We start from the raw sequence: 23,946 nt of genomic DNA, 5'->3' as shown, positions 1-23,946 counted from the left end.
AACAATTGGCCGTTGGCGTGGAACACAGTATGACGGTATCGTGGCGTAGAGGATGTCGCGCGTGGATGCGCGGCTTGGGGTGAGTTCGATGACCTTGGCATTGTTGATCGCGGGCATCGTCGCCGTCGTGGCGGGCCTTCTTGCGGTCGCTTTTGGCTTTACCGTCAGGGAATTCAGCCTCGGCAGCACCCTCATAATCTCCGGCACGATCGGCGTCTGCTCCGGGATGTTACTGGTCGGCCTGTATTTCGTGTTGCTCGAGCTGAAGGGCCTCGCCCGACGACTGGCCGGCGCATCCTCCGAGGTTCGGGTCAGGCCCGTGCTGCCGGGTCTCGCGACGCCTGGAGCTGCTGTGCCCGAGCCGGCGCTTGCTCCGGTGATGCGGACCGAGCCAATGGCACCGCCCGCCGCGCCGCCGCCATGGCAAGGCGAAGCACCGCTGCGGGAGCGACCGCGGGTCGAGCCGCCGCCAGCGCCGGAGCCGGAAACGCCACCCGCAGATCCGGAAGCGCCGCGCCGGCGCAATTTGCTGTTCGCCTCGACCTCGCGCAAGGAACGCGAACGTGCGGAGGCAAAGGTCACCGACGGTACGCCGCCATCGCAGCCGCACGCAGAGCCTGCCGCCCCGGACACGCCGCCCGCGAGCTTCGACGACGCCTGGCCGAAGCAGGATCGGATGCGCCCCCCTGAGCCGCCCGCCGCAGCGCGCCGCCCGCCGCCGCGCTCGCCATCGACCTTTGCCGAGGCTGCCCCGCCGCCGCGCGCACCCGAGCCGGAACTGGAGGTCGAGCAGGCGCCGGTGACCGTGCTCAAATCCGGAATCGTCGATGGCATGGCCTATTCGCTCTATTCCGACGGCTCGATCGAAGCGCAGATGCCCGAAGGCATGATGCGCTTTGCCTCGATCGACGAGTTGCGCTCGCATCTCGACCAGCGTGGCTAAGCCGGCGCCTCACAAGTAAAGTGCCGCCGCTGTTATCAAATCGTCAGTAATCGACCCATATTCGCCGATCGTCTTATTTCAGCCGAACGTATTGTTGACACGGAATACTTTGGCGTCGTCAATCCGCTGGGACGCAAGGTTTAGGCAAGGTTGAAGGAAGGTCGGGCCATGTCGGATGCCGGGGCCAAGAATTTCATCGAACTGACGGCGAGCATCGTGTCGGCCTATGTCGGCAACAACCCGACGCCGGCCGCCGAGATTTCGAACCTGATCAGCCAGGTGCACGGCGCCCTGGTGCGGGTTGCGTCAGGGCGCGCCGAGACGGCGCCACTCGAACCCGCAAAGCCCGCGGTCTCGCTGAAGAAGTCGATCGCGCCGGACTATCTGGTGTGCCTCGAAGACGGCAAGCGCTTCAAGTCGCTGAAGCGCCATCTGCGCACCCAGTACAGCATGACGCCGGAGCAATATCGCGAGAAGTGGGGTCTGCCCGCCGACTATCCCATGGTCGCGCCGAACTACGCGGTGGCGCGCTCGCAACTGGCAAAGCAGATGGGTCTGGGACAGCAGCAGCGGAAGCGGAAGTAGCGAAGCTTCTTACGATGCCTCCGCGAGCGCCTCTTTCGCGTCGGTCTTGATGCGCTCGACCATCGAGCGCAGGCCGTTGGAGCGCTGCGGGGATAGATGATCGCGAAAACCGAACTCGTTGAACACCGCGATCGCGTCGGTGGCGAGGATCTCCTGCGGCGTGCGGCCGGAATAAAGCGAGAGCACGATCGCGACCAGTCCGCGCACGATATGCGCGTCGCTGTCGCCGCGATATTTCAGGATCGGCGCGCCGCCATCGCGGTCGACCAGCTTCTGGAGCCAGACCTGGCTGACGCAACCATTCACCTTGTTGGCGGCGGAGTGCTCGGCCTCGGGCATCGGTTCCAGGGTGCGGCCGAGCTCGATGACATACCGGTAGCGGTCGTCCCAATCGTCCAGAAGCTCGAAATTGTCCCTGATGTCGTCGATATCAGTCATGCTGGCCCAGTGTTCCCGTTCAGGCCAATATAGGGTCGCGAAGCCGCGAAATCGATAGGGTTTGGAGGCTAATTCGCCGCTACCGGTCCGCGCCATTCCAGCGCGAGGTCGTCCTGGCTCAGCGTGTCGCGCGGCGCCTCGCCCGATGCGGCATCGCCTTCGCCGGCCAGTTCGATCGAGCCGGTGTGGTCGGGCGCCTTCTTGTCGGGCTTCTCGAGCTGCTCTTTCTTCTCGTTGATGATCTGGTAGATCTTGCGCGCGCCGTCCTGGGCGCGCTGGCCGATGATGGTCGCGGCCTGTCCGCCGACTTCGCAGGCCGCCGGCTGGCGCTTGCAGAACTGGGTCATGTCGGAGACGGCCGCGGTCGCAGCCTGCACCGCATCGGCAGCACCGATCTGCGGCAGCTTCTCCGATTCGGGTGTCTTGTCCCGCGGCAGGAGCACCAGCACCAGCCCGAGCCAGAATGTGATGCGGAGCAGAAAGCGCATCTTATCGACCTGTACGTTAGATCCCGCCGCGGCGATCTCCGCGAGGTGTCGGACCTAGCAACTCTCGATAAATCGCAAGTGATTGCCTTCCGCTTAATTCGCGGAGAATTTACGCAAAAATTGTCGCAAGTCGCAGTCTCGTAAATTTTCGATTGACGCCCATGCCCGTAATTCCGCCGGGTTCACATATCCACCAATTCGAAACCATGAGATGGAAGGTGAAACCCTGTGTTCACCATCCTCGCTGAAGACGTCGTCAAATCGTCTAAAAAGCTTCGCGACGACACGGTGTCCGGCCGCACGCGGCATCGCCTTAGCACTCGTTTAAGGTCGCTCTGACACGGTGGCTCAACGATAAGGAGGCGTTCCGGCGCGTCTTCTCGACGAGTGAGCCGAAGCGCGAGACCCGTGACAGTTTTGAGTATCATCCGCGATTGTCTCGATGCGCTGCTGCATCCCTCCGCGCGTTACGATGCGCTGACGCGTGCACGCCATCGTGCCTTCATGGCGCCGCGGCTGCTGGGCAGCCTGGCGGCTTTTGCCGCATTCCCCGTTTATCTCGCCATGCGTGGCGCGCCGAGTGCGGTCGAGGTCGCAGCCTTCGCCTGGCTGATCGCACCCATCATGCTGTCCTGGTTCCTGTCGCGCACCGGACGCTACGAAGGCGCGCATGTGCTGTCGTCGCTGGCGCTCGCCGGATTGATCATGGCGGTTGCGATCACGACCGGCGGCATCGAATCATTCGCCGCGGTCTGGCTGGTCGTGGTTCCCCTCGAAGCTGCGTTGTCGGCCTCGCGCCGCGTCGCGGCCTTTGCCTCGCTGCTCGCGCTCTCCTGCGCCGGAATGCTGATCCTGGTCAGCCAGCTCGGCTGGCTGCCGGTGCAAGAGCCGGGCGCCGCGCAGCGCGGCGTGCTGATGGCATTCGGCGTCGCCTCGGCCACTCTTTATGCCGCGGGGCTCGCTTTCGGCGCGGAATCGCTTGCCCGCACCAGCGTTGCGCTACTGTCGCGCGAGGAGGAGCGTTATCGCCTGCTCGCGCGCAACATGAGCGACGTCATCTCGCGGCATCAGCGCAACGGCGCGGTTCAGTTCATCTCGCCGGCCGCCGAAGCCATGGTTGGCATATCAGTGACGCAGTTGCATGGCCACGGCCTGTTCGACCGCGTCCATGTCGCCGATCGTCCGGCCTATCTCACGGCTTTGTCGGATGCCGCGCGCGGCGACGTGCGCAGCGTCGAGTTCCGGTTGCGGCGCGAGCCTGCCGGTTCCGAGCGCAGCCAGGTCGATTTCATCTGGGTCGAGATGCGCTGCCGGCCGCTCGACCAGGATCCGGGCCGCCGGAATCTTGACAGTGATGCCACGCGCGAGGCCGAAGTCGTCGGCGTGATGCGCGACATCACCGATCGCAAGCTGTCCGAACAGACGCTCGATCAGGCGCGCAGCGCGGCGGAAGCGGCCGATGCCGCCAAGACGCGCTTCCTCGCCACCATGAGCCACGAGCTGCGCACGCCGCTCAATGCCATCATCGGCTTCTCCGAGATGATCGCGCAGGAGCAGACTTTGATGCTGGGTGCGGCCCAGCGCAGGGAATACGCCCAGCTCATCAATGATTCCGGCCAGCATCTGCTGTCGGTCGTCAATGGCATCCTCGACATGTCGAAGATGGAATCGGGCAATTTCGAGATTGCGTCGGAACCGTTCGCGCCGCGCGCCTCGCTGATGCATTGCTGCAATCTGCTGGCGCTGAAGGCGCGTGAGAACGGCATCGACCTCATCACCGACGCGCCGCAGGATTTGCCTGTGATGACCGGCGATCCCAGGGCCTTCAAGCAGATCGTGCTCAATCTCGTCGCCAACGCCATCAAGTTCACCGAGCGTGGCGGCCAGGTTTCGGTGACCGCCGCGGTGACGGGCTCGCAACTCACGCTGCGCATCAGCGACACCGGCGTCGGCATTGCGCCGGACGATCTCAAGCGCATCGGTGCGCCGTTCTTCCAATGCGGCAAGACTTATCAGCGCCGTCACGAAGGAACCGGTCTCGGCCTTTCGATCGTGAAGAGCCTCGTGGCGTTGCATATCGGTGAAATGACGGTACAAAGCAAACTCGGCGAGGGCACTGCCGTCACCGTCAAGCTGCCGCTCGTCTACACGCCGCCGCAAGTCAAGCCGGCCGAGAGCAAGATCGCGACGCTGACGCCGGTGCTGCGCCAGGAACTACATAACGAACTTCAGGACCACGCTCACGATCAACTTCACGACCAACCTGCTCCGGTGAAGAAAAGTGCCTAAGAAGTCTGCCAAGGGCGAAGCCGCTCCGCGCCGTCGTGGCGCCAAGGCCGCGGTTGTCGATGTCGAGACCGAGCGCAACCTTGTGATGCGCGTGCTGCTGCACAGCCCCAAGGACACGCTGGCCGGCCTGGTCGCCGTCGCCGCCATCAGCGCGATCGTTGCCAACGCACTGTTCCTTCAGACCGGCCGGCATCCGGCGCCGATGTTCGGCACCGTGATCAATCTTCCCGCGCCGTCGTCGGTGCCGCTGTCCAATCCCTTGCCGCGTCCGCGCCCCGTCGGCGCCGATACCTCGCCGCTCGAGCCGAAGGCGACCGAGTTTCGCGTCGAGCCGAAACCTGCCGAGAGGGCCCTGGAAAAACCGGTCGAGGCGACCGCATCGACGCCACGTTCGGGCAGCGATCCCATGACCAATCTGGTCAAGCATACGGCGTCGGTGCCGCAATCCGTTGCCGTCGCGCGTCCGCCGGCGCCGATCCCGGTGCAGCAGAGCCCGGCCGCGCGGCGCATCGCCGGCGTGCAACGCGCGCTGTCCGAATACGGCTACGGCAATTTGAAGATCACGGGCACGATGGGCGGAGAGACCCAGTCCGCGATCCAGAAGTTCGAGCGCGAGCACAAGATGCAGGTCACCGGCCAGGTGTCCGACCGCCTGCTGCGCGAGCTCGGCGCCGCAATCGGCCATCCCGTCGAATAAGTTGTCGCACAAAGCTGAAGGCTGGTGCTGATTGCAGCACTGGCCTATCGTGCGCTCATGCGTTTGAAATCAAACATCTGGGTCTCAGCCTACCTGCGCCGGTGCCAGACCGAGGGCGTGTTCGGCGCGGTGCGTCGTCGCGGTGCCGAGGAGGCGGGCGCGGTGTTCGTGAAAGTGTCGCTGCTCGACGGCAATGCGATGCTCTACGTGCCGGCGCCGCAGACCTCCTATGATGACGGGCGTCCTGTCGATCGCTTCTTCGTCCCGCTTGCGCCGCAGCCGATGCCGGAACCTGCTGTCGAAGAGCGGCTGACCAAGGAAGTCCGCTTCGATCCCGATGCCTGGATCGTCGAGACCGAAGACCGCGCCGGGCGGCATTTCCTGGAATTGGCGAAGATCTAACTCCGTCATTGCGTGCCAACGGGTCCGCGCGAAGCGCGGCCCGATGACAGGCTCCGCGAAGCAATCCAGAATCTTTCCGCGGAGGAATTCTGGATTGCTTCGTCGCACGGGCTCCTCGCGCTAGCGATCCGATGATCCGTCGGTGCCCGTCCGTACCGGAGGCGCTGAGCCCGGCTGCACCGTGGGCCGCGATTGGCCGGATGTGCCCGCACGCGCGCGCTGGCGTTCGCTGTCATGCAGCGACGGCTGATATTTTGCGCGCGTGACCGCGAGCGTTGAGCCGCGCCAGGCCGCCAGCATCACCAGCGCGGAGCGGTCGCCGAGGCGATCGTAGAGCCGCGACAGCCGGTACACGTTGTTCACGGAGTTGCCGATCTCCGGCTTGAAGAACAAGAGGATGCGCTGGAAGTTCGGGCTTGGCATGTCGAGCGCGCGCGCTGCGACCGCGAGCGCTTCGCCGCCGGCATCGTCGACGATCTGAGCTGCGACGCGCGAGGGCAGGATCAGGCTGTCGCCGAGCTCGTAGGTGAAATTCTCGATGTCGCCCGCGATCGCCGCCATCTCCAGGATCTGGATCGCGCGCTTGGCGTGCATCGTCGGAATCTGCGGTGCGGCCTTCAACGGCGTCTGTGCGAGGTTGTGCAGGATCATCGCACGCTGCGTCGCGTCGGCGCGGAAGAACATGTCGTGGATCTCGGCCGCTTCCTTCGGCTGCATCGCCATGCTGGCGGCCATGCGCTGCTGGGCCTCGGTCGGTGGGCGCACCGGGGAGGGCGCCTGCGGGCTTGCGGGAATTTCGCGGGCGAGCGGAACCCTGCGGCCTTCCTGGGCCGCGACCAGTCCGAGTTTCTGCAGCACGGGAACGGGCGTCTGCGGATAGATCGCGAGCTTCGCCTTGACGGACGAACGCGTCGCATCGTCGACCTGGTCGATCAGCCGCGTCGCGAGCGCGATGAACTGGCGCTGCTCGTCGTCGCTGTGGGTGGGTGCCTGGACATAGAGGTCGGTCAGCACGCGCAGCAGCGTCGGCCGAACATCGACGCCTTCGCGACGGGAGAGGGACATCAGCCCGTCGAATCCGGGAAACAGCGATTTGGTCATGGAGAGATACGCGACCTGAAAAGATACTCGGCCCAAGCCTAGCGCAGGGTCCTTTAAAGGCTCGTTAAGGAAAACGAGGCGTGAAGCCGGCCCGGCAATTTAGGGGCTTATCGTGCCGCGACGGGACGCCTTGGCCGGCCCGTGCGGTTACGGTCCAAAGCCGATGTTTACACCCCGTTAACCATAAACTGATCCTAATGCCCCTCATGTTGCAGGGGCGCATTTCATCGCGCGGCAATTGAGAGAGCTGACATGGGGACCATCATCGAATTCCCGGCCGGTCGCCGGGTAGGCTCGTCGGGGGACGTCACGCCGCGCGCGGACATGGGGACGATTCTGATCCTTCCCGTGATCCGCATCGAGCGCGAGGCGGACGAAACCAGCGGCGATCACGGGCCGGAAGCGGGCACTGCGCCGGGGCGCCGTCGTCGTCGCCGCTGACGTCAGGTTTCTGCAATGCCGGGCACCATCCGCCATATCCGGCCTTTCGGTACGGCCATCCTGCTCGCAGCTGTGGGCGCGAGCCTTGCCGCCTGTAGCGGCGGCGATTTCGGCCGCACCCGCGAGAGCATGCGCAGCGATGACATGCATAGCTGGCTCGGCTCCGAGGTCACCGGCAGCCTCGGCCTGAAGCCATCGCAATTCCAGCTCACCGACGAGGAGCGCCAGCTGCGCGACCTCGCTTATCCCCTGATCGAGCCGCCGCTGTCGCGCCCCGCATGGAAGAGCGTGTTCGGCGACTACAAGGCCTTGCCGTCACCCTGGCAGCAGAAGGTCGTGTTCGACCGCACCATGTATGGCCGCACGCTGATCGACGAGCCGCACCGCTCGCATTCCTCGCGCTATGCGCAGATGATCGAGGACGTGCGCAACGACATCACCCGTTTCGAGCCGTTCTTCGCTTCCGCCATTCGCGTCATCGATCTCGACAAGAAGCGCAATGCCAGCATGGCGCGCGTCTCCGCCCTCTCGCCGAAGGAGAAGGAAGATGCGGTCGCGCGCATGCAGGAGAACTCGCTGATCATCCAGTGGGTGCAGCAATGCCTGGAGCAGCGCGTCTCGTCCTATCGCTGGGGGCTGGAGCGCCTGGTGATCCAGGCGCCCGACGGCATGGCCGCCGATGCCGATCGCCTGATCGGCGAGCTCGCCGCCCAGACCACCAACCCGCCGGTCGCAGCACAGCCGCCTTACGGCCGCGCGGTCATCTCGAAGGGCTGAGCGTCCGCGTCGTCGTAAGCCGCTAATCGCACAAGGGCGATATCGTCGTCGCCTGCACCGGAAGCGGCGCCTCGCTCGCCGAGGCACGTCGCCAGATCATTGCGGCGACGACGTGCACGATGAGAAATGCGGCCGCGACGGCCACAAGCCAGCGCATTTCACTCCGCTCGACCGACCGGACGGTCAATCTTGCTCGAGCCGCCCTGTTCGCAACGACCATTCCGTTCTCCTGGATCCTGTTTGAGTTCGTATGTGAACAAGTGCTCGTACTGATGTAGAACGAGGTTTGCCTGGCGTCGTCGCGAAGCGTGCAGCGCCGACATGATGAAGGCGAAGAGGCCTTGCGTTTTCGCTTTGGCGGCCTGAGGGGCCGCGCTGGAAATGGTCGAGATGATGCTCATCAGTGCCTCGGGATCGTACGGTTAGAAAAATCCGACGCTGAGATCCAACCCATAGGTGAGCGACAGCAGCCACACGAATAGAACGGCTGCGCAGAACAGCGCGAACTGCTTGAGAACGCCTGTGCTGAGCAGGCGGACAAACGAGTTTGCGAGGGCGGCAGCGGCGAAAGCTCGCATCACGACCTCCGGAAGTCGGCTAATGACCAGGCTCTAGCAAGCGTCGTGCTTCGTGTACGAGCTCGCGCTGTCGTTCCTGGCGCCGGCGGGCTTCCTCGATCTCCCAGAACGCCCAGATGAAACACGCTCCCAGGCAGGTTGAAATCAGAATGAGCAAGAACGCTTGATCGCTCGCGGTTTGAATCATGAAATGTCCAATGCAAATAAAGACTGAAACGATGCAAAGTGCGCGCCAACACAATCATATCTACGGCTAGGGAATGTTCACCGCCGGCAGCGGACCGGTCGGATGAATCAGGACGTCGGAGGGTTGCTTCTGCACGTATGCGGCCAGCACGATCAGTGCGACCAGAAAAACGTAAGGCGCGAGGCGCCAGGTCCCGGACTGGCTCGAGTCACCTGACGTCGCGAGATGGCGCATCCCACTTGCTGCGGACATTGACGGATCTCCTGACGTCTCGCTGCTGAACCTCGACGGTCAGCATGGATGCGAGACTTTGCTCTGTTGAGCGTGGAGAAAATCAGTCATCCCGTATTGCAGCATCATCGGAACCAATGACGCGCACATGTCGTTGCGTGAATTTCTTGTGTCAGTCTGTTTCCATGCGCGTTGCCGCGCAGACGAGCGCAGACGAGCGCAGGCGCGTGGCGACGATTCAGGCGCAGGCTGGCGGATGAATCAGCTGACTGCCTGCTGCGCGGGCAGCAGCGGCGGCGTCGAGCTTTGCAGCAAGCGAAGCAGGTCGGCTTGCCTCGTCGTATTCGTCTTGGAGAAAATGCGCTGCAGGTGGGAGCGCACCGTCGGCTCCCCGATGCCGAGCATGTCCGCCGTCTCCTTCGCACCCAAGCCCTGCGCCAGCGTCATCAGCACGCGAAGCTCGCCGCCGGTCAGCTTGTAGAGCCTGGCAAAAGCCTCGCCGGGCATCATCGGCACCTCGGCGGGGTCTTTCATGAAGATTGCGACCGATGCGGCAAACGGTGCGAGAATTCCGCTGCGCTGGCCGCGATCGACCGGAAGCAGCGTTGCGATATAGCCGGCACCGTCGACATCGGGGATCGCGAGCGAATGTCCGCTCAAATCCGCATCGTCGCGGGAGGCCTCGTCGATGGCCTTGGACAGCGCGGCGCGTGCGGCGGCATCGGTCGGAAAAACCCGGTTGCCGACGACGCGAACGGCGTTGCCGGTCTTGATTTGTCGCTCGGCCGTTTCGTTCATGTAGACGACCCGGCCGTCGCGGGCCGTCAGGAAAACGCCGACCGAGAGCATGTCGAATGTCCGCTCCAGCATGTCCGACCGCAGCGTCCTGAGATCGAGCGCATCGGAGATGGTGAGCGTGCGGCAGACATGGGGGGACAGCAGCTTGAACAAATTGATATCGAGCTGCTGGTAGCGCGGAGCTTTTTCAGTTCGGGAAGCGTGCATGGAGGCCATGCGGCCACCGGTTCGCAAGGCCGGAAACCAGATGATGTCCTGCAATCCGTGCGGCTGGAGAATGTCCCGGTAGAACCGGCTGTCCAGCAACTCGTCGAGATCGTTCATTGACAGTGCGCTGACATGGCCGACGTCGGCGACGATGTCCGCTGCCGCCATCGGCGTCTTGGCGTAGTTCTCGCCGAGCTTCTCCAGGAATGCCTGCTCGTACCCGAACACGAACAGCTGGTCGTTCTGGACATGCCGCATGTCGTGAACGCAGATGCCGCCGGCGGTGCTCTCGCAGAGATCCGCGATCTTCCGGCAGGTGGCCGCCCAAAGCTGCGGATTCAGTGCGCAGTCGTAGACGGCACCGATCGTGTCGGACAAGGCTTGGGCAGTGACGCCATCCAGACCGATCATTACGACCTCATTCCATTATTCTTGTTTATTTTTTAGGCATTCTATCGAACTAATATACACTACATCAAATTTGGCCGATTTACGAGCATCATTTTTGCGCTGCAATAACGATGCGCTGCTGCTGGTGGGCCGATTCTTCGCTACCGTTTGCCATTGACGCGTTGCTTCCGGAATTTTGGGACAAAGTCTTTCAGCGCGTCGGCTGGCGGCCTGAAGCGCGCTAAGCAGGCCCGACCTCACGCCTGACTTTCACTCGATCTCGCGCACCACGATATCGGGATTGCATTGGTCGAGCCGCTGGCGCCATCCGGCTAGTGCGGCAGCATATGCGCGATCGCAAACAGCGTTGCCTGGCGTTGTTGCGGATTGCTGAGTTCGCCCGCGAGCTTCAGCGCTGACGTAACATCGCCCTCTTTGGCCGAATAAACCGCGATACCTCGCAGCATAGCCGTTCGCGCGAATGTCTCCTGGGTGCTGCTCATCGACGCAAGCAGCGCACGGGCATGCCGTGGCCGCCGGCTTCGTGCCAGACCGCGCCGTGCTCGAGCTCGCCGTCCTCGCCGACGATGATGCCCTTGCCATAGGCTTCGACGAGCGCCGCGCCGCCGAGCTGCGCGATCAGCCGCGTTGCAAGCTCGCGCCTGAATGGCGGTCGCTGGAGAGGGCGATGCGCTTGTTGGCGGTCATGTTGCAGAGCTCTCGTCAGCCGGGATGAAGCGGAGTGTGCCGGCCCGGCGCGTCGGCTTGCCGGTGTCGTTGGTGTGATTGATGCCATCCATGACGGGCACGTCGGCGAAATCGAACGGGCTGACCCCGTCGAGGCAAGCCACGTTGACGGCATAGAGGGTGGTGTCGGATCGCCGCTGATGATGTGTGTAGATTCCGCAAGTCGAACAGAAGAAGTGCTGCGCCGATCCCGTGTGGAAGCGGTAGCTCGTGAGCGCATCCTCGCCTTGCAGGAATTTGATCCCGCCCATTTCCGCCATGGTGACGACGGCGCCTCGCATGCGGCAGTAGGAGCAGGTGCAGCGGCGGATCGAATTGAAGCCGTCGCTGAGCGTCACCTCGAAGCGCACCGCGCCGCAATGGCACTGTCCGGCCCGAACGTTTACCTCGTCCGCCATGTAGCCTGTGTCTCCTGTCTGGATCGCTTCCGCCGACGAGCCATCAAGATCCGCGCGGACGGGCCTGTCTTTTGATGATGGCCTTGTTTAGCTGCTTTGCCCGACCTGTCAAAGGACGTTGCGGAAGCCTGGCTCTCTAGCCGAACAACGCCTCGAGGTGATATCCGAGTTCGTTTTGCAAGTAAGGTTTGGACAAGAAGCGCGTACCCGGCGGCATGTGGTCGGCCATGGGTTTGACCTGACCCGATGTCACCAAAAGAGCGATCGGTGGCCATCGATCCCTGATGACCGCGACCAGCCGAAGCCCGTCCATCGATCCCGGCATCTGGATATCAGTGAATACAGCGTCAATCTCGTTCGGCCGCTCGAGCAGCTCGATGGCTGCGTCGGCGTCGGCGGCTTCAATCGCCTCGAAACCCAGATCCCTGACCATATCGGCGGCGCCCGCGCGGATCAGGAAATCATCTTCCACGACCAAGACGATGTGCTTGCTGTTCACAATGCGGTACTTGAACCTCTGACCAACGGATCATAACAATCATCGACTTGATTGGTTCCTGCGAACATTGTTCCAGCTACGACGTTATGACACGGAAGTCAGGAGTTTCGGCGGGGCTTGCCATGACGAGCGATCTTAAGGCGGATGTCGATGCTGTCCAGCAAATCGACGGAGTCCCCAAAATTCTGGATTCTGTGGGCCGTATCACCGGCATGGGCTTCGTTGCAATCGCACGGGTCACGACGACCCATTGGGTTTGCTGTGCGGTGCGGGACAACATCAATTTTGGCTTGACCGAAGGCGGTGAGCTTCGCGTCGAAACGACGATCTGCAGCGAGATCAGGGAGCACGGCGAAGTCGTCGTCATCAATGACGTTCAAACCGACGGTGCCTACTGCAATCACCCGACGCCTGCGCAGTACGGCTTTCGAAGCTACATCTCAGCGCCCATCAAGCTTGCCAACGGTACGATCTGGGGCACGCTCTGTGCCATCGATCCCGAACCGCGAGATTTGAATCGTCCCGAAGTCATCAACACATTCGAACTGTTCGGTGAGTTGATTGCCGCGCAGCTGGAGATCAGCACGCGGTTCGAGAAGAGCCAATCTGCTCTGTCTGTCAGCGAGGCCAGTCTGCGCACGAGCGAGCATGGTCGCTTGTCGGCCGAACAAAGCCTCAGGGCCAGCCAGGCCGATCTGATCGACGAGAGGAAAACTGCCGAATTGCGCGAACAGTTCATCGGTGTGCTGGGCCATGATCTGCGCAATCCATTGGCCTCGGTCGAGGCCGGTCTGCGCATCCTCACGAAGAATCTCGACAATGGTCGAGCTCCCGCCATCATCACCGAAATCCAGAAGCCGGTTCTGCGGATGGCCGGTCTCGTCGACAACATCATGGATTTCGCCCGGGGGCGTCTGGGCGGCGGTTTGACGATCAAACGTGACGCTCAACAGCCGCTTGCTCCGGTTCTCGAGCAGGTGGTGAACGAGATCAGGCTGGTCTGGCCCGCGCGAGAGATCGACACGGTGATCGAGATCGAAGAACCAGTCCGCTGCGATCGAGGCAAACTGGGGCAGCTTTTCTCCAACCTGCTGGGCAACGCCATCACGTATGGTGATGCGGCCAGGCCGATCCTGGTAACTGCAAGAACGGCCGGCGTTGAATTCACGCTGTCTGTGACGAACTACGGCACGCCGATCTCTGAGAGGGCGATGCAGAACCTGTTTCAGCCGTACACACGCGGCGATCGGCCCAGTCAGCAGGGTCTGGGTCTTGGCCTCTATATCGCCTCGGAAATTGCGCGTGCCCACGATGGCACCCTGGACGCCGTGTCCACGCCGGAAAAGACGATCTTCACATTCAAGATGCCCTTGCAGCGCTAGACCGGGTTCGACGCCGCTCTGCCGGATCTCTTTCACGCGGCGGATTTATCTAAAACGTCACGAACTTCAGCTGCGCCAAGGTCAATCGGCGACTTCTGCTTCGTGAGCATCCCCTTGCCTTTCGCCGCCGTCAGAGCGTCGAGCTGCTCGGTACCGGCCGGGCGACAGGCCGTGATGTCGATTGAATAGTTTCGAAAACGCCGCCGCAGTCTCGTAACCGGCCCGGCTGGCAATCCGTGCGATGGGCTCATCGCTGGTTTCCAGCAGGAACGCCGCTTCCGCCATCCGGCGTTCGATCACATAACGATGCATGGACTGGCCGACGAGCTTGGTAAAGCGCGCCGAAAATACCGAGCGGCCAAGCCCCACGCGGTTGCCAAGGTCGCTCAGGCTCCAGGGCCGCTCCGGGTTTTCGTGAATTAGCTTGAGCGCCGGCCCGATATGCGGGTCGGATATGGCCCCGAGCCAGCCGCCTTGTCCGGGACTGAGAGACGCGATCCAGCTTCGGAGCACCTCGACAAAGAGAACTTCCGTCAGTCGTGAAAGCGCGACGCTTTGGCCAGGACGCTCGAGCGCGGACTCGGTGATCATGCGGCGCAGGATTGCTTCAAGCCAACCACCGTCCGCCGTCGGCTTCAGCAGAAGCACGGGCGGAAGTAGCTCCAGCAAGCTGCCAAGCATCGGCCGGGACACCGTGAAATTGCCGCAAAGCATGGTCGAGAGCGGCTTTGCAAGTCTGCCGTGGCGAATGAAGCCAAGACGCGGCGACGATCGATCAATATCCGCAATCCGCAAAGGCTTGGCCCGGCGATCCGAATAAAGCACATGGGGCTCGCCGCGTGTGATCACGACGAAATCGCCCTCGGTCATCTGGACTTCCTGTCCCTGCTCGAGCGCGAGGGTCGCGGAGCCTTGGCTGAGATAGTGAAACAGCGCGTAAGGGCGCGCCGGCAGCTCCAGATTCCAGGGATGGCCGAGCTCGAAGTGGAAGAGCAGCGTCCCTCCGAGACGAACGCGATCGAGCACCTGGGCGAGGATATCCATGCCGCCGAGGTTAGACCGGTGGACGATCGGACACAACATCCGGACGATTGATGCCTACTGTCCGGGATGCCTGCGGACTACCTCATCCCGCGGCGGGCCGACGTCATGTGCGGCGATCATTCGTCAACGGCGGATGGAAGAACCGCGACCTCACTGGAAACGCCCGTCCATTCCCCCGGACATTATTCCGTCCAACATACCAACAGGAACATTCAATGCGAAATATCCTCTTCTCAGCCGCCGCCGCACTTCTTGCCGGAACGACATTGGTCGGCTCCGCCCATTCCGCCGAACTACCGCAGGGAGCAGCCCACAACATCGTGCTCGTCCACGGCGCTTTCGTGGACCAGACGAGCTGGCAGCCCGTCGCCGGCATTCTCACGAAGAAAGGCTACAAGGTCACGCTCGTCGAAAATCCGCTCACCTCCCTTGCCGCCGATGTCGACGCCACCAAGCAGGCGCTCGCAAAGCAGGCCGGCAGGACCGTTCTGGTCGGCCATTCATGGGGCGGCGTGGTGATCACGCAAGCCGGCAACGATCCCAAGGTTTCGGCGCTGGTCTATGTCTCCGCCTTCGCGCCGGACGTCGGTCAATCCCTGGAGGCGCTGTCAAAGGCCGGCCCACCGACCGAAGGCGGCAATGCGATCCATCCCGACGCGAAGGGCAATCTGTACATCGATCCCAAGGTGTTTCCGTCGGCCGTCGCGGCTGACCTTCCTCCTGAGATCGCTGAGCACCTCGCCAACTCGCAGCTTCCGCTGAGTGTCGCCGCGTTCAAGGCGCCGGTCGACATCGCAGCCTGGCGTGACAAGCCGACGTTCGATGTCATCACCACGAAGGACAAGGTCATCGCGCCCGAGGCCCAGAAGTTTTTCGCAGCCAGGATGAAGGCTCAGGTGACGGAAGTCGCCGGCAGCCATGCCTCGCTCGTGGTCCATGCGAAGGAAGTCGCCGAGGTCATCGAAAAGGCAGCGCTCGTGAAGTGAGGGTACCGCTCCCGGCGCGAAAGCGCCGGGAGCGCGCACGCTCGCTCAGAGGAATGCAGAACGCATCGGACCGCGATCGCAAACCAGCCAAAGCCGCCGAAGCGCCAGCGACATCTCGAAGCAACGTCCCCGGTCGCTGCGCCACACCGGTCTCCCCACTCGATCATTTTACGCCAAGCATCCGGAGGATGACATGACTCAACTCGACATCGCGGGCCAGGACGCCGCCACGCTCGAAGCCGCGCCCACCCGTTACATCGGAGGCGTCGGAATACGCTTCGCCTATCGCCGCCTCGGCCCCGCGATCGGAACGCCGCTGGTTCTCCTGCAGCACTTCTCGGGCAACATCGATGGATGGGATCCCGCCGTCGTCAACGCTCTCGCCACCGATCGCCCAGTCATCGCGTTCGACAACGTCGGTGTCGGTCGCTCGACCGGAAAAACGCCTGACAATATCGCAGCGATGGCGAAAGATGCGGTGGACTTCATCGATCTGCTCGGCTTTTCCAAAGTCGACTTGCTGGGCTTTTCTCTCGGCGGCTGCGTCGCCCAACAGATCGCCGCCGAGCACGAACGGCTGGTCCGCAAGCTCATTCTCGTCGGCACCGCGCCGAAGGGCGGAGAGGAACATCTGTTAGCGGTTCTGCAGCAAGCGTTTTCCCAAGCCGATGCGCCGGACCCCCGCCTGCCGCTGTTCTTCACAAACTCGTCCGCCAGCCGGTCGTCGGGCCTGGCATTCCTGAAGCGGACGAAGGTGCGGAAGAGCGATCGGGACACCGATAACGGCAGCGCAGTGACCGATCCGCAGGCCAAGGCGTTGATCACCTGGTGCGCCACGCCTGATCCCGAGCACGCCATTCTGCACGCCATCCGTCAGCCCACGCTTGTGGTCAGCGGTAGCCACGACACCATGCTGCCCGCAAACAACGCTTACGCAATGTCTAGGGAGCTCAGCAACGCCCAGCTGGTCCTCTATCCGGATTCGGGGCACGGCGCCTTGTTTCAGCACCACGAAACGTTCGTCAGTCACGTCCGGACCTTCCTGGATACACAGCCGGCGGCTGCGTGACACCCGCTTCGACGCGATCAGGCGCACTTATCCATGAGAGTTGTTACGGAGGACAAAATGACAATCGCCAAAGTCGAGGTAGAGCGTTTCAGTCTCACGAGCTTGAAACCATTCGACACTGTTGTGGCCGCGTTCAAGTCGGCGGTCGGGCAACCCGACATGCTGGACTTTTTCAAGGAGACGAGGGCGACAAATTCCTTCCTGGATTTGGAGCGCGTTGTACAAGGCGGCCTCGGCCGAACGGACCTTATGCTCTTCGCGGAGTTCGACTTGGGCGACATTCTGCGTCGTGAAACTGGATCCAGGACGCCCAAGATCATACGGTTCGTGGTCGGCAATCCACTCATCATGAAAGAAATGGTCAAGCACGTGCCCGATGCTGGATCTTATGCTCCAGTCACAGTGCTCATCGATGAGCGTCGCGATGGCGTGCACGTCTCTTATGACAAGATGGAGAGCTTTCTGCGACATTATGGCAGTTCGGAGGCCCTTGCCGTCGCCCGAAATCTCGACGCGAAAATCACAACCTTGCTGCGCGAATGCGCGGGCTAAAACGTCCTGACGACGTTTTCGTCCGATGGACGTGAGTAACTCATACCAATCGCGGAACGCGACAGGCGTTGTCATGACGCAAGCCAGGCGTTGGAAGCGTCTGCTCCCGCCGTCAGGAAAGAGCCGCTGGAGCGAGTTCCTATCTGGTGAAAGTGCCGTCTTTCGATTGTAGCAGCCGAAGCTTCACCGTCCGCGCGATCGCCGCCGGGGCTTCGTCGGGGATCGCGAAGCAGGAACTGGCGTTGATTTCGCACAAGACGTACGTGTCGGCGCCGGCCGCGTCTTTCGGGCCGTAGAGGAAGTCCGCGTCCCAGATGACGGGCAGCGACGCCTCATCGATACCCAGTATCTCCATCATGCCCGGCGTCCATTCCTCCTCCATCGACCTTCGCAGCGACTGGAGTTGCGGCACATCGGGACCGTGCATGATCCGCAGGCCCGGTTGAGCCTCAGGGGCATCAGGGCCTTCCGGCGGCGGCGGGATCAAGGCCTTGATCCGCTGCTGTCCAAAGCCCGCGACCCTGGTTCCGCTCATGTAGCAGCGGATCATGCCGTCGGGCAGGCGGGGTTGAAAAATCTGGTCGATGATGCAGCCGCCCCAGCCGAAATACGGTTCACATCGCGCGATGAAGGCTTCGAGCGGCACGTCTTCGGGCATGCTGCCGCGTTGCGCGTGGAGCACCCGAACGATGGAGTCCGTGTTTGGCAGCGCCTCGACCTTCCAGACGCCCTGACCTCCGTTGCCGCGATTTTGCTTCAGCACGCGCGGGCCGTTCGTTTGAAGGCGTGACGGAAATTCGGCGAGGAACGCCGCAGCGGTGTCATAGCGATGGGTATCCGTACCCCAGCCCAGATGACGAGTTCGGTACAGCACCTCCTTGACGCCCATCTTCAGGATGATGTTGGGATGCGCGCTCACCCATGGTCCCTGTGCCGCAATTTCGCGAAGCAGGGGATCGAGCTCGGCGCGCGTCTTGCCCTGATGGATCGGATCGACCCACACGAGCACGCCGTCGGCGGCGAGCAATTGATCGCGCGCGGCGTCGGCGAAGGCTTCGTCGTAGATCACCGGCCGGGCTTCGATGCCGACAGCGGCGAGTGCCTCGAAGACGCGGACGAAGCGGCTGTTCTGCGCCGTCGCGTCGCGGCGTGCGGCAGCGTCCCCGCGTGAAAGGATGGCGATCGAATATTGGCGAGAAGGGTTTCGTTCGGTGTCCATGCGCAAGCTCCACGAGTGGCGTGCTGCGCAGAGCTTGGACCGAAGTCTCACGGGGAGTCTGCTTCGTCCCCGTGCCGGCCACTTTACGTGAGATCGCCCTGACGTTTCAAGGCTGTATTTGACACTGTCCATGTGTCGGTCTGAAGCCGGACGATGTGAAAGCCTATCGTGCTTCGACCACCTCGCCGTCCTCCTTCACAAACCGGCCGACGGGATTGTCCAGGAGATCGACGACGGCCTCGGAGGGCCGGCACAGTCGCGTGCCTTTTGCGGTCACCACGATCGGACGGTTGATGAGAATGGGATGCGCCATCATGAAGTCGAGCAGTTCGTCGTCCGTCCATCTGGGGTCGGCGAGGCCGAGCTCCTTGTAAGGCGTGCCTTTCTCGCGCAGCACTGCGCGGACCGAAAGTCCCATCGCGCCAATCAATTGCTTCAGCGTCTCACGTGACGGCGGCGTCTTGATGTATTCGATCACGATGGGCTCGACGCCGCTCTGCCGGATCATGGCGAGCGTGTTGCGCGAGGTTCCGCAGTCGGGATTGTGATAGATCGTGACGCTCATGATCGGGTCTCCACAACGGCAATCGGGCTCCGTCCAGCGGCGCGCCCGAGCAGCCAATTCATCAGCAGCATGCCGGCGACCGCCCCGCAGAGTTCTGCGAGAATGAACCCGGGAAGGTCAGACGGCCGAATGCCGGAAAAACTGTTCGTCAGCGAACGCGCGATGGCCACCGCCGGATTTGCAAACGACGTCGATGCGGTGAACCAATACGCGGCGGTGATGTAGAGGCCGACCAGCCAGGGAACGGCTGCGCGCTGGAAGCGGATGCCGGCGAGGATGGTGGCGACCAGTCCGAAGGCGGCCACCGCTTCCGCGAACCACTGCGCTCCGCCGGTCCGGACCTTCATCGACAGGTCGATCAACGGAAGCGCAAACATCAGATGCGCGACCATCGTTCCGATGGCGCCACCGGCGATCTGCGCGAGAATGTAAAGCCCAGCCTCACTCACCGGCAACTCGCGCCTGCCGGTGAACACCAGCGTGACTGCCGGATTGAAATGCGCGCCGGAGATCGGACCGAGTACGGTGATCAGGACAACGAGAATGGCTCCGGTTGGCAAGGTATTGCACAGAAGCGCAAGCGCGACGTCCTTGGTCAGCGTTTCGGCCATGATGCCGGAGCCGACCACGGTGGCGACGAGAATGCCGGTGCCGAGCGCTTCGGCCACGAGGCGCCGCGAGAGGTCGAAACTATCCATCAGCCGGCCTTCGGCGCTGGACGAGTTGCGCCTTCGGAGCGGCCGATTTCGCGCAACTTGGTGCCAAGCGAGAGCTTGTCGATGCTCCGCAGGGGGAGGCTTACGAAGGTCCCGATCCGATTCTTGAGATAGCGGAACGCGGCGTTGAACGCCGCCTGCCTTTCCATTTCTGTGCCTTCCACCGCGGCGGGGTCCTCAATGCCCCAGTGCGCGGTCATCGGCTGTCCCGGCCAAAGAGGGCAGGCCTCACCTGCGGCGTTGTCACAGACGGTGAAGACGAAATCCATCACTGGCGCATCGAGGGGAGGGGCGACTCCATCCAACTCTTGGAGCGCATTCCGTCGATTGGGTAGTCCATGGTTTCGAGCGTGCGCAACGCCAGCGGGTGCACCGCGCCTTTTGGCGCGCTGCCCGCCGAAAAGGACTGAAAGCGGCCGGCGCCGTCCTTCCGGAGGATCGACTCTGCGAGAATCGACCGCGCCGAGTTGCCGGTACACAGGAACAAGACGTTAAACATGCGATCGGGCACGGCTTCGCTCCTTTCGTTTTGGCGAGCGGCAGCTTTGGAGGCTGTCGACGACCGGCTCGCAAACCTCCGGTCGCCCGCCGCAGCAATCCCGAAGCAGGAAGACCGCGATGTCCCGGAATTCGGCGAGGTTGGCGCGGTAGACGATCGAACGGCTGCGCCGCTCGGATGTCACCAAACGCGCGCGCGTCAGGATCGACAGATGGGCCGAAAGCGTATTCGACGGGACTTCCAACAGCCGTGCGAGGTCGCCGGCTGCCAGGCCATCGGGCTCGTGCTTGACCAGCGTCCGGAAGGCCTCCAGGCGGGTCAATTGGGAGAGGGCGGCGAGCGCAAGGATAGCTTCTTCAGTTTCCATACATCCAGATTTATCGAAATCACGGCGGAGCGTCAATTGAGTTTGCCCGACCGGCCGCGTTTGGAATGTGCCATGTCTTACGATCGAGGAGGGCCGGCGATGCAAATGCAATCGGTTATTTCGTATCCAGTCTGTCGTCACGCGTCAGCCGAAATCATGCCGACTGACGCCTGTCAGTTCTTCTACGATTGCAAGGGATGCGGCACTCGGCTCAAGCCCAAGAGCGGCGATTGCTGCCTCTACTGTTCGTACGGATCGGTTCCCCGTCCACCGATCCAGCAGAACGGAAGGTGCTGCTGAGATCAGCTTGAGGGGACCATAATTCCAATATTCTAGAAATACGGTTGACGGCGGGGGCGAACTGGTGCACTGTACCCGCTATGAAGATCGACGACGCAGCAGGACGCTTGGAAGCCTTGGGTAACCGCACGAGGCTTCAGATTTACCGCGCACTGGTCCGGGCTGGACAGCCAGGCATGTCCGTCGGCCGCCTACAGGAAAAGCTGAAGATTCCCGCATCGACGCTGTCCCATCACATCAAGTCTCTGGTCGCGGTCGGACTCATCAGTCAGGTCCGCGAATCCACCACCCTGGTCTGCCATGCAAACTACGACTCGATGCGCGGCCTGGTGGATTTCCTGGTGTCGGAGTGCTGTGCGGATGAAGCCGAATGCAAGGATGCCAAGACGGCGGCCTGATTTTTTTGGCTAACTTGTTCGATGATTCTAGAATGACGGGAGTAGTGGAATGAGCGACGGAAAAACGGTTGCCGTCATCGGGGCGGGGCCGGTCGGCCTCGCAGCGGCCGCGCATGTGCTCGAACGCGGCATGTCACCCATCGTTCTGGAGGCCGGCTCCGAGGCGGGACATGCGGTTCGCCAGTGGAGCCACGTCCAGCTGTTCTCGCCATGGGAGTACAATGTCGACAAGGCCGCCGCGCGCCTGCTCGCGCCGACGGGGTGGAATTCGCCGGATCCTCAGTCCTATCCGACCGGCGGCGAGCTGCTCGATCGATATTTGATGCCGCTTGCGACGCGAACGCCGTTGCGCGAGGTGATCCGGACGTCCAGCCGCGTCGCGGCCATCAGCCGTGTCGGCTTCGACAAGGCGAAAACCAAGGGCCGGGAGCAGGCGCCTTTCGAAATCCGCTACCAGAACGGCAAGGGGCCCGAGGTTCTGCGTGCAGATGCCGTGATCGATACGTCGGGCACATGGTTCTCCCCCAATCCGGCCGGCGGCAACGGTTTGCCCACCATCGGTGAGCCCGAGTGCGGCGACCGTATCGCCTATGGCATGCCGGATGTGCGGGGCGCCGGCCGCTCCCGGTATGCTGGCAAGGCGGTTGCCGTCCTGGGCGCGGGCCACTCCGCGGTTGGTACGCTCATTGATCTCGTGCATCTCGCCGACGAGGTGCCCGGCACCCAACCGGTCTGGCTATTGCGTGGTGCCGACCCCGCAAAAGCGTTTGGCGGCGGCCGCAACGATAAACTCGCTGCTCGTGGTGAGCTTGGCAGCGCCTTCGCTGCGCTTGTTGCCTCCGGGAAGATCAAGGTCGAAACTGAATTCGGCGTCACGCACCTGTCGGACTCCGATGGCCGCCTCAAGATCGCGGCAGGGTCCTGTTGCGGTGGGCGAAATGTGGTCGTGGACGAGCTGATCGTGTCGACAGGTTTCCGTCCCGACCTCTCGTTCCTGTCTGAGTTGCGTTTGCGGCTCGATCCCGCCATCGAAGCACCGGTCGCCCTGGCGCCGCTGATTGATCCCAACGAGCATAGCTGCGGCACCGTACGCCCGCACGGCGCGCGCGAGCTCGCGCATGATGAAGCAGGTTTCTACATGGCCGGCATGAAGTCGTACGGCCGCGCTCCGACCTTCCTCATGATGACGGGTTATGAGCAGGTACGCTCGATTGCCGCGGATCTCGCCGGTGACAAGGAAGCCGCGGCGAGGGTGGAGCTTGTACTGCCGGAGACCGGCGTGTGCACGCGCGGCGGTGTCGAAACAGCCAGCGCAACAGGTTGCTGCGGCGGTCCGGCGAAGGAGGAGGCGTCAGCCTGCTGTGCCGCCGATGAATCGGCAAAGAAGGCTGGCGCTGCGGGGTGCGGCTGTTCATGACGGAGGTCCCTGCGGGGCAGGCCCGAGGTCCGCTCGCCACCGTGCTCGCGCTCGGCACTTCGCAAACCGTTGCGTGGGCGTCGAGCTACTATCTTCCAGCCATCCTGGCCGCGCCGATTGCGCGCGATCTCGGTCTTGCGCCGACTTACGTTTTCGGCGCGCTATCGGGAGCGCTCGTCCTCTCTGGTTTGCTCGGCCCGCGTGTGGGGCATGCCATCGATACGTTCGGGGGGCGCAGCCTGCTAGCCATATCGAACCTCGTGTTCGTGGCAGGCTTGCTCCTGCTGTCCGTCGCTCATGGCGTGGCAGTGCTGGCCGCGGCCTGGGCGTTGCTCGGGATCGGCATGGGCATGGGTCTTTATGAGGCGGCCTTCGCGACGCTTGCGCGCATCTATGGCACCCATGCGCGGCGAACCATCACCGGCATCACCCTGATCGCCGGCTTCGCCAGCACGCTCGGCTGGCCGCTCACGACCTGGCTGGATTCCGAGTACGGCTGGCGTGTGGCCTGTCAGGTCTGGGCGGCGATCCATCTTGCTCTCGCGTTGCCACTCAATCTCTCGCTGCCGCGCGCCGTCCCATTGGACCAGCAGCCGCGACCGGGCACGAGCGTGAGCCGGCAATCCGGACGTCAGAGCGAGACCTTCGCGATGGTGCTGCTGGCCTACATGTTCGCGGCAGCAAGCTTCGTCAGCTCGGGAATCTCGGCCATCCTGCCGACCATGCTGGTTGCGTTCGGCGCGACGCCGCCTCAGGCCTTGCTCGCGGGCGCGTTGGTTGGGCCTGCGCAGGTCGGCGCGCGCCTTCTGGAAGCAGGATGGCTCACCCGGTTTCATCCGCTGCTCTCGGCGAGGCTGGCCATGCTGATGAATCCGATCGGTGTCGTTGCACTCGTCGCGGGCGGACCATTGCTCGCGACGACCTTCACGGTGCTGTATGGAGCAGGCAACGGCATCATCACCATTGCCCGCGGGACGCTCCCCTTGGCGCTGTTTGGGCCGGCTGGATTCGGCAAGCGCGTCGGTATGATCTCGCTGCCTTCCAGACTGACCGGTGCCGCCGCGCCGCTCGCACTGGGCCTGATGGTGGAGCACATCGGCAGCGGCGCGCTGTGGCTCAGCGCGCTGGTCTCGGTCTCGGCCTTCTTTGCGCTTCTGCTGCTTCGCACGGAGCAGACAACATCGAAGCCGCTTCAGGTGGGAGAACAAAATTCGTAAGCTCGGCGGCCGATCCCTG

32 protein-coding genes and 1 pseudogene are annotated in these 23,946 nt (G+C 63.0%); 15 read left to right on the top strand and 18 right to left on the bottom strand.

Annotation, left to right across the window (positions count from 1 at the left end; genetic code table 11):
• Window positions 1-88: 88 nt before the first annotated feature.
• Both IVB29_RS01955 and IVB29_RS01950 read left to right on the top strand, forming a co-directional pair.
• Window positions 89-943, top strand: coding sequence for a DUF308 domain-containing protein (locus tag IVB29_RS01955; RefSeq protein ID WP_247501700.1), 855 nt, complete (start codon window positions 89-91; stop codon window positions 941-943).
• A gap of 168 nt (window positions 944-1,111) precedes the next feature.
• Entirely contained in the window at window positions 1,112-1,528 is a 417-nt protein-coding gene (locus IVB29_RS01950) for a MucR family transcriptional regulator (protein WP_247501699.1), read from the top strand.
• Window positions 1,529-1,537: 9 nt separating this feature from the next.
• Here IVB29_RS01950 and IVB29_RS01945 read toward each other — a convergent pair whose 3' ends face one another.
• Window positions 1,538-1,966, bottom strand: a complete 429-nt coding sequence (locus IVB29_RS01945) for a SufE family protein (protein ID WP_247501698.1) — start codon at window positions 1,964-1,966, stop codon at window positions 1,538-1,540.
• 68 nt (window positions 1,967-2,034) lie between these two features.
• Window positions 2,035-2,454 (bottom strand): DUF5330 domain-containing protein, encoded by a 420-nt coding sequence (locus IVB29_RS01940; protein ID WP_247501697.1) that lies wholly within the window; start codon window positions 2,452-2,454, stop codon window positions 2,035-2,037.
• Between the two features lie 408 nt (window positions 2,455-2,862).
• Between IVB29_RS01940 and IVB29_RS01935 the strand changes: the two genes are divergently transcribed.
• From IVB29_RS01935 to IVB29_RS01925, 3 genes are read left to right on the top strand one after another with little or no spacing between them, the layout of a single operon-like run.
• A complete protein-coding gene (locus IVB29_RS01935; RefSeq protein WP_247501696.1) occupies window positions 2,863-4,743 on the top strand; it encodes a PAS domain-containing sensor histidine kinase in 1,881 nt (626 codons plus the stop codon).
• Window positions 4,736-5,440 carry a peptidoglycan-binding domain-containing protein gene (locus IVB29_RS01930; protein ID WP_247501695.1) on the top strand — a complete coding sequence of 235 codons (705 nt, stop codon included), beginning with the start codon at window positions 4,736-4,738 and terminating at the stop codon, window positions 5,438-5,440. Before IVB29_RS01935 ends, IVB29_RS01930 begins: the two co-directional genes overlap by 8 nt.
• 57 nt (window positions 5,441-5,497) lie before the next feature.
• Window positions 5,498-5,842 carry a DUF1491 family protein gene (locus tag IVB29_RS01925; protein WP_247501694.1) on the top strand — a complete coding sequence of 115 codons (345 nt, stop codon included), beginning with the start codon at window positions 5,498-5,500 and terminating at the stop codon, window positions 5,840-5,842.
• A 120-nt stretch (window positions 5,843-5,962) separates the two neighbouring features.
• Here IVB29_RS01925 and IVB29_RS01920 read toward each other — a convergent pair whose 3' ends face one another.
• Window positions 5,963-6,943 (bottom strand): DUF2336 domain-containing protein, encoded by a 981-nt coding sequence (locus IVB29_RS01920; protein ID WP_247501693.1) that lies wholly within the window; start codon window positions 6,941-6,943, stop codon window positions 5,963-5,965.
• A 252-nt stretch (window positions 6,944-7,195) separates the two neighbouring features.
• Here IVB29_RS01920 and IVB29_RS01915 point away from each other — a divergent pair, with 252 nt between their 5' ends.
• Both IVB29_RS01915 and IVB29_RS01910 read left to right on the top strand, forming a co-directional pair.
• The gene (locus IVB29_RS01915; protein ID WP_247501692.1) at window positions 7,196-7,384 is read left to right on the top strand and encodes a hypothetical protein; all 189 of its coding nucleotides are present in this window, start codon (window positions 7,196-7,198) and stop codon (window positions 7,382-7,384) included.
• Between the two features lie 15 nt (window positions 7,385-7,399).
• Window positions 7,400-8,161 (top strand): hypothetical protein, encoded by a 762-nt coding sequence (locus IVB29_RS01910; RefSeq protein ID WP_247501691.1) that lies wholly within the window; start codon window positions 7,400-7,402, stop codon window positions 8,159-8,161.
• Between the two features lie 22 nt (window positions 8,162-8,183).
• Here the strand turns inward: IVB29_RS01910 and IVB29_RS38375 are convergent, their stop codons facing one another.
• The 9 genes from IVB29_RS38375 to IVB29_RS01875 all read right to left on the bottom strand — a co-directional run bounded on the left by IVB29_RS38375 (window position 8,184) and on the right by IVB29_RS01875 (window position 12,196).
• Window positions 8,184-8,318, bottom strand: a complete 135-nt coding sequence (locus IVB29_RS38375; RefSeq protein ID WP_256466867.1) for a hypothetical protein — start codon at window positions 8,316-8,318, stop codon at window positions 8,184-8,186.
• Window position 8,319: 1 nt separating this feature from the next.
• Window positions 8,320-8,562, bottom strand: a complete 243-nt coding sequence (locus IVB29_RS01905) for a hypothetical protein (protein ID WP_247501690.1) — start codon at window positions 8,560-8,562, stop codon at window positions 8,320-8,322.
• A gap of 21 nt (window positions 8,563-8,583) precedes the next feature.
• Window positions 8,584-8,739, bottom strand: coding sequence for a hypothetical protein (locus IVB29_RS01900; RefSeq protein ID WP_247501689.1), 156 nt, complete (start codon window positions 8,737-8,739; stop codon window positions 8,584-8,586).
• Window positions 8,740-8,992: 253 nt separating this feature from the next.
• Window positions 8,993-9,178 carry a hypothetical protein gene (locus IVB29_RS01895; protein WP_247501688.1) on the bottom strand — a complete coding sequence of 62 codons (186 nt, stop codon included), beginning with the start codon at window positions 9,176-9,178 and terminating at the stop codon, window positions 8,993-8,995.
• Between the two features lie 240 nt (window positions 9,179-9,418).
• Window positions 9,419-10,573 (bottom strand): helix-turn-helix transcriptional regulator, encoded by a 1,155-nt coding sequence (locus IVB29_RS01890; RefSeq protein ID WP_247501687.1) that lies wholly within the window; start codon window positions 10,571-10,573, stop codon window positions 9,419-9,421.
• Between the two features lie 311 nt (window positions 10,574-10,884).
• Window positions 10,885-11,019, bottom strand: a complete 135-nt coding sequence (locus tag IVB29_RS38365) for a hypothetical protein (RefSeq protein ID WP_256466866.1) — start codon at window positions 11,017-11,019, stop codon at window positions 10,885-10,887.
• 32 nt (window positions 11,020-11,051) lie between these two features.
• Complete coding sequence (locus IVB29_RS01885) at window positions 11,052-11,348, bottom strand: amino acid synthesis family protein (protein ID WP_247501686.1); 297 nt, start codon at window positions 11,346-11,348, stop codon at window positions 11,052-11,054.
• A complete protein-coding gene (locus tag IVB29_RS01880; protein ID WP_247501685.1) occupies window positions 11,257-11,697 on the bottom strand; it encodes a GFA family protein in 441 nt (146 codons plus the stop codon). The genes IVB29_RS01885 and IVB29_RS01880 overlap by 92 nt, the downstream gene beginning before the upstream one ends.
• Window positions 11,698-11,833: 136 nt before the next feature.
• On the bottom strand, window positions 11,834-12,196 hold the full coding sequence (locus IVB29_RS01875) for a response regulator (protein ID WP_247501684.1): 363 nt from the start codon (window positions 12,194-12,196) through the stop codon (window positions 11,834-11,836).
• A 122-nt stretch (window positions 12,197-12,318) separates the two neighbouring features.
• Here IVB29_RS01875 and IVB29_RS01870 point away from each other — a divergent pair, with 122 nt between their 5' ends.
• Complete coding sequence (locus IVB29_RS01870) at window positions 12,319-13,578, top strand: GAF domain-containing sensor histidine kinase (protein WP_247501683.1); 1,260 nt, start codon at window positions 12,319-12,321, stop codon at window positions 13,576-13,578.
• 81 nt (window positions 13,579-13,659) lie between these two features.
• Here IVB29_RS01870 and IVB29_RS01865 read toward each other — a convergent pair whose 3' ends face one another.
• Complete coding sequence (locus IVB29_RS01865; protein ID WP_247501682.1) at window positions 13,660-14,622, bottom strand: AraC family transcriptional regulator; 963 nt, start codon at window positions 14,620-14,622, stop codon at window positions 13,660-13,662.
• 215 nt (window positions 14,623-14,837) lie between these two features.
• Here IVB29_RS01865 and IVB29_RS01860 point away from each other — a divergent pair, with 215 nt between their 5' ends.
• From IVB29_RS01860 to IVB29_RS01850, 3 genes are all read left to right on the top strand, one after another.
• Window positions 14,838-15,608 (top strand): alpha/beta hydrolase, encoded by a 771-nt coding sequence (locus IVB29_RS01860; protein WP_247501681.1) that lies wholly within the window; start codon window positions 14,838-14,840, stop codon window positions 15,606-15,608.
• 193 nt (window positions 15,609-15,801) lie between these two features.
• Entirely contained in the window at window positions 15,802-16,677 is an 876-nt protein-coding gene (locus IVB29_RS01855) for an alpha/beta hydrolase (RefSeq protein ID WP_247501680.1), read from the top strand.
• Between the two features lie 57 nt (window positions 16,678-16,734).
• Window positions 16,735-17,229, top strand: a complete 495-nt coding sequence (locus IVB29_RS01850; protein ID WP_247501679.1) for a DUF302 domain-containing protein — start codon at window positions 16,735-16,737, stop codon at window positions 17,227-17,229.
• A gap of 139 nt (window positions 17,230-17,368) precedes the next feature.
• On the opposite strand, the gene IVB29_RS01845 is transcribed toward IVB29_RS01850, so the two are convergent.
• From IVB29_RS01845 to IVB29_RS01825, 5 genes and pseudogenes are all read right to left on the bottom strand, one after another.
• Window positions 17,369-18,448, bottom strand: a complete 1,080-nt coding sequence (locus tag IVB29_RS01845) for a Cj0069 family protein (protein ID WP_247501678.1) — start codon at window positions 18,446-18,448, stop codon at window positions 17,369-17,371.
• Between the two features lie 163 nt (window positions 18,449-18,611).
• Window positions 18,612-19,013, bottom strand: a complete 402-nt coding sequence (arsC, locus tag IVB29_RS01840; RefSeq protein WP_247501677.1) for an arsenate reductase (glutaredoxin) — start codon at window positions 19,011-19,013, stop codon at window positions 18,612-18,614.
• Window positions 19,010-19,711: an MIP/aquaporin family protein gene (locus IVB29_RS01835; RefSeq protein WP_247501676.1), complete on the bottom strand. Its 702-nt coding sequence runs from the start codon at window positions 19,709-19,711 to the stop codon at window positions 19,010-19,012. The genes arsC and IVB29_RS01835 overlap by 4 nt, the downstream gene beginning before the upstream one ends.
• A pseudogene (locus IVB29_RS01830) lies at window positions 19,711-20,240 on the bottom strand (arsenate reductase ArsC). Before IVB29_RS01830 ends, IVB29_RS01835 begins: the two are co-directional and overlap by 1 nt.
• Window positions 20,221-20,595 carry a metalloregulator ArsR/SmtB family transcription factor gene (locus tag IVB29_RS01825; protein WP_247501783.1) on the bottom strand — a complete coding sequence of 125 codons (375 nt, stop codon included), beginning with the start codon at window positions 20,593-20,595 and terminating at the stop codon, window positions 20,221-20,223. Before IVB29_RS01825 ends, IVB29_RS01830 begins: the two are co-directional and overlap by 20 nt.
• A 99-nt stretch (window positions 20,596-20,694) precedes the next feature.
• On the opposite strand from IVB29_RS01825, the gene IVB29_RS01820 reads away from it, so the two are divergent.
• From IVB29_RS01820 to IVB29_RS01805, 4 genes are all read left to right on the top strand, one after another.
• Entirely contained in the window at window positions 20,695-20,895 is a 201-nt protein-coding gene (locus IVB29_RS01820) for a GDCCVxC domain-containing (seleno)protein (protein ID WP_247501675.1), read from the top strand.
• An 80-nt stretch (window positions 20,896-20,975) separates the two neighbouring features.
• A complete protein-coding gene (locus IVB29_RS01815) occupies window positions 20,976-21,293 on the top strand; it encodes a helix-turn-helix domain-containing protein (RefSeq protein ID WP_247501674.1) in 318 nt (105 codons plus the stop codon).
• Window positions 21,294-21,342: 49 nt separating this feature from the next.
• On the top strand, window positions 21,343-22,710 hold the full coding sequence (locus IVB29_RS01810) for an FAD-dependent oxidoreductase (protein WP_247501673.1): 1,368 nt from the start codon (window positions 21,343-21,345) through the stop codon (window positions 22,708-22,710).
• Window positions 22,707-23,927 (top strand): MFS transporter, encoded by a 1,221-nt coding sequence (locus IVB29_RS01805; protein WP_247501672.1) that lies wholly within the window; start codon window positions 22,707-22,709, stop codon window positions 23,925-23,927. Before IVB29_RS01810 ends, IVB29_RS01805 begins: the two co-directional genes overlap by 4 nt.
• The last annotated feature ends 19 nt before the right edge of the window (window positions 23,928-23,946 follow it).

This window comes from Bradyrhizobium sp. 1, assembly GCF_023073315.1.
Taxonomy (GTDB): Bacteria; Pseudomonadota; Alphaproteobacteria; order Rhizobiales; family Xanthobacteraceae; genus Bradyrhizobium.
The sequence above is the reverse complement of the archived record's forward strand: the minus strand, read 5'-3'. Positions and strand labels throughout refer to the sequence as shown.

What these genes read in the sequence shown, in the direction of transcription:
- IVB29_RS01865 (WP_247501682.1), bottom strand. Translation starts at nt 14,622, where the DNA reads ATGGATATCCTCGCCCAGGTGCTCGATCGCGTTCGTCTCGGAGGGACG.
- IVB29_RS01915 (WP_247501692.1), top strand. Translation starts at nt 7,196, where the DNA reads ATGGGGACCATCATCGAATTCCCGGCCGGTCGCCGGGTAGGCTCGTCG.
- IVB29_RS01815 (WP_247501674.1), top strand. Translation starts at nt 20,976, where the DNA reads ATGAAGATCGACGACGCAGCAGGACGCTTGGAAGCCTTGGGTAACCGC.
- IVB29_RS01920 (WP_247501693.1), bottom strand. Translation starts at nt 6,943, where the DNA reads ATGACCAAATCGCTGTTTCCCGGATTCGACGGGCTGATGTCCCTCTCC.
- IVB29_RS01890 (WP_247501687.1), bottom strand. Translation starts at nt 10,573, where the DNA reads ATGATCGGTCTGGATGGCGTCACTGCCCAAGCCTTGTCCGACACGATC.
- IVB29_RS01870 (WP_247501683.1), top strand. Translation starts at nt 12,319, where the DNA reads ATGACGAGCGATCTTAAGGCGGATGTCGATGCTGTCCAGCAAATCGAC.
- IVB29_RS01945 (WP_247501698.1), bottom strand. Translation starts at nt 1,966, where the DNA reads ATGACTGATATCGACGACATCAGGGACAATTTCGAGCTTCTGGACGAT.
- IVB29_RS01850 (WP_247501679.1), top strand. Translation starts at nt 16,735, where the DNA reads ATGACAATCGCCAAAGTCGAGGTAGAGCGTTTCAGTCTCACGAGCTTG.
- IVB29_RS01860 (WP_247501681.1), top strand. Translation starts at nt 14,838, where the DNA reads ATGCGAAATATCCTCTTCTCAGCCGCCGCCGCACTTCTTGCCGGAACG.
- IVB29_RS01880 (WP_247501685.1), bottom strand. Translation starts at nt 11,697, where the DNA reads ATGGCGGACGAGGTAAACGTTCGGGCCGGACAGTGCCATTGCGGCGCG.
- IVB29_RS01910 (WP_247501691.1), top strand. Translation starts at nt 7,400, where the DNA reads ATGCCGGGCACCATCCGCCATATCCGGCCTTTCGGTACGGCCATCCTG.
- IVB29_RS01825 (WP_247501783.1), bottom strand. Translation starts at nt 20,595, where the DNA reads ATGGAAACTGAAGAAGCTATCCTTGCGCTCGCCGCCCTCTCCCAATTG.
- arsC (WP_247501677.1), bottom strand. Translation starts at nt 19,013, where the DNA reads ATGAGCGTCACGATCTATCACAATCCCGACTGCGGAACCTCGCGCAAC.
- IVB29_RS01845 (WP_247501678.1), bottom strand. Translation starts at nt 18,448, where the DNA reads ATGGACACCGAACGAAACCCTTCTCGCCAATATTCGATCGCCATCCTT.
- IVB29_RS38365 (WP_256466866.1), bottom strand. Translation starts at nt 11,019, where the DNA reads ATGCTGCGAGGTATCGCGGTTTATTCGGCCAAAGAGGGCGATGTTACG.
- IVB29_RS01810 (WP_247501673.1), top strand. Translation starts at nt 21,343, where the DNA reads ATGAGCGACGGAAAAACGGTTGCCGTCATCGGGGCGGGGCCGGTCGGC.
- IVB29_RS01805 (WP_247501672.1), top strand. Translation starts at nt 22,707, where the DNA reads ATGACGGAGGTCCCTGCGGGGCAGGCCCGAGGTCCGCTCGCCACCGTG.
- IVB29_RS01835 (WP_247501676.1), bottom strand. Translation starts at nt 19,711, where the DNA reads ATGGATAGTTTCGACCTCTCGCGGCGCCTCGTGGCCGAAGCGCTCGGC.
- IVB29_RS01925 (WP_247501694.1), top strand. Translation starts at nt 5,498, where the DNA reads ATGCGTTTGAAATCAAACATCTGGGTCTCAGCCTACCTGCGCCGGTGC.
- IVB29_RS01940 (WP_247501697.1), bottom strand. Translation starts at nt 2,454, where the DNA reads ATGCGCTTTCTGCTCCGCATCACATTCTGGCTCGGGCTGGTGCTGGTG.
- IVB29_RS01895 (WP_247501688.1), bottom strand. Translation starts at nt 9,178, where the DNA reads ATGTCCGCAGCAAGTGGGATGCGCCATCTCGCGACGTCAGGTGACTCG.
- IVB29_RS01820 (WP_247501675.1), top strand. Translation starts at nt 20,695, where the DNA reads ATGCAAATGCAATCGGTTATTTCGTATCCAGTCTGTCGTCACGCGTCA.
- IVB29_RS01955 (WP_247501700.1), top strand. Translation starts at nt 89, where the DNA reads ATGACCTTGGCATTGTTGATCGCGGGCATCGTCGCCGTCGTGGCGGGC.
- IVB29_RS38375 (WP_256466867.1), bottom strand. Translation starts at nt 8,318, where the DNA reads ATGCGCTGGCTTGTGGCCGTCGCGGCCGCATTTCTCATCGTGCACGTC.
- IVB29_RS01855 (WP_247501680.1), top strand. Translation starts at nt 15,802, where the DNA reads ATGACTCAACTCGACATCGCGGGCCAGGACGCCGCCACGCTCGAAGCC.
- IVB29_RS01950 (WP_247501699.1), top strand. Translation starts at nt 1,112, where the DNA reads ATGTCGGATGCCGGGGCCAAGAATTTCATCGAACTGACGGCGAGCATC.
- IVB29_RS01885 (WP_247501686.1), bottom strand. Translation starts at nt 11,348, where the DNA reads ATGGCATCAATCACACCAACGACACCGGCAAGCCGACGCGCCGGGCCG.
- IVB29_RS01900 (WP_247501689.1), bottom strand. Translation starts at nt 8,739, where the DNA reads ATGCGAGCTTTCGCCGCTGCCGCCCTCGCAAACTCGTTTGTCCGCCTG.
- IVB29_RS01905 (WP_247501690.1), bottom strand. Translation starts at nt 8,562, where the DNA reads ATGAGCATCATCTCGACCATTTCCAGCGCGGCCCCTCAGGCCGCCAAA.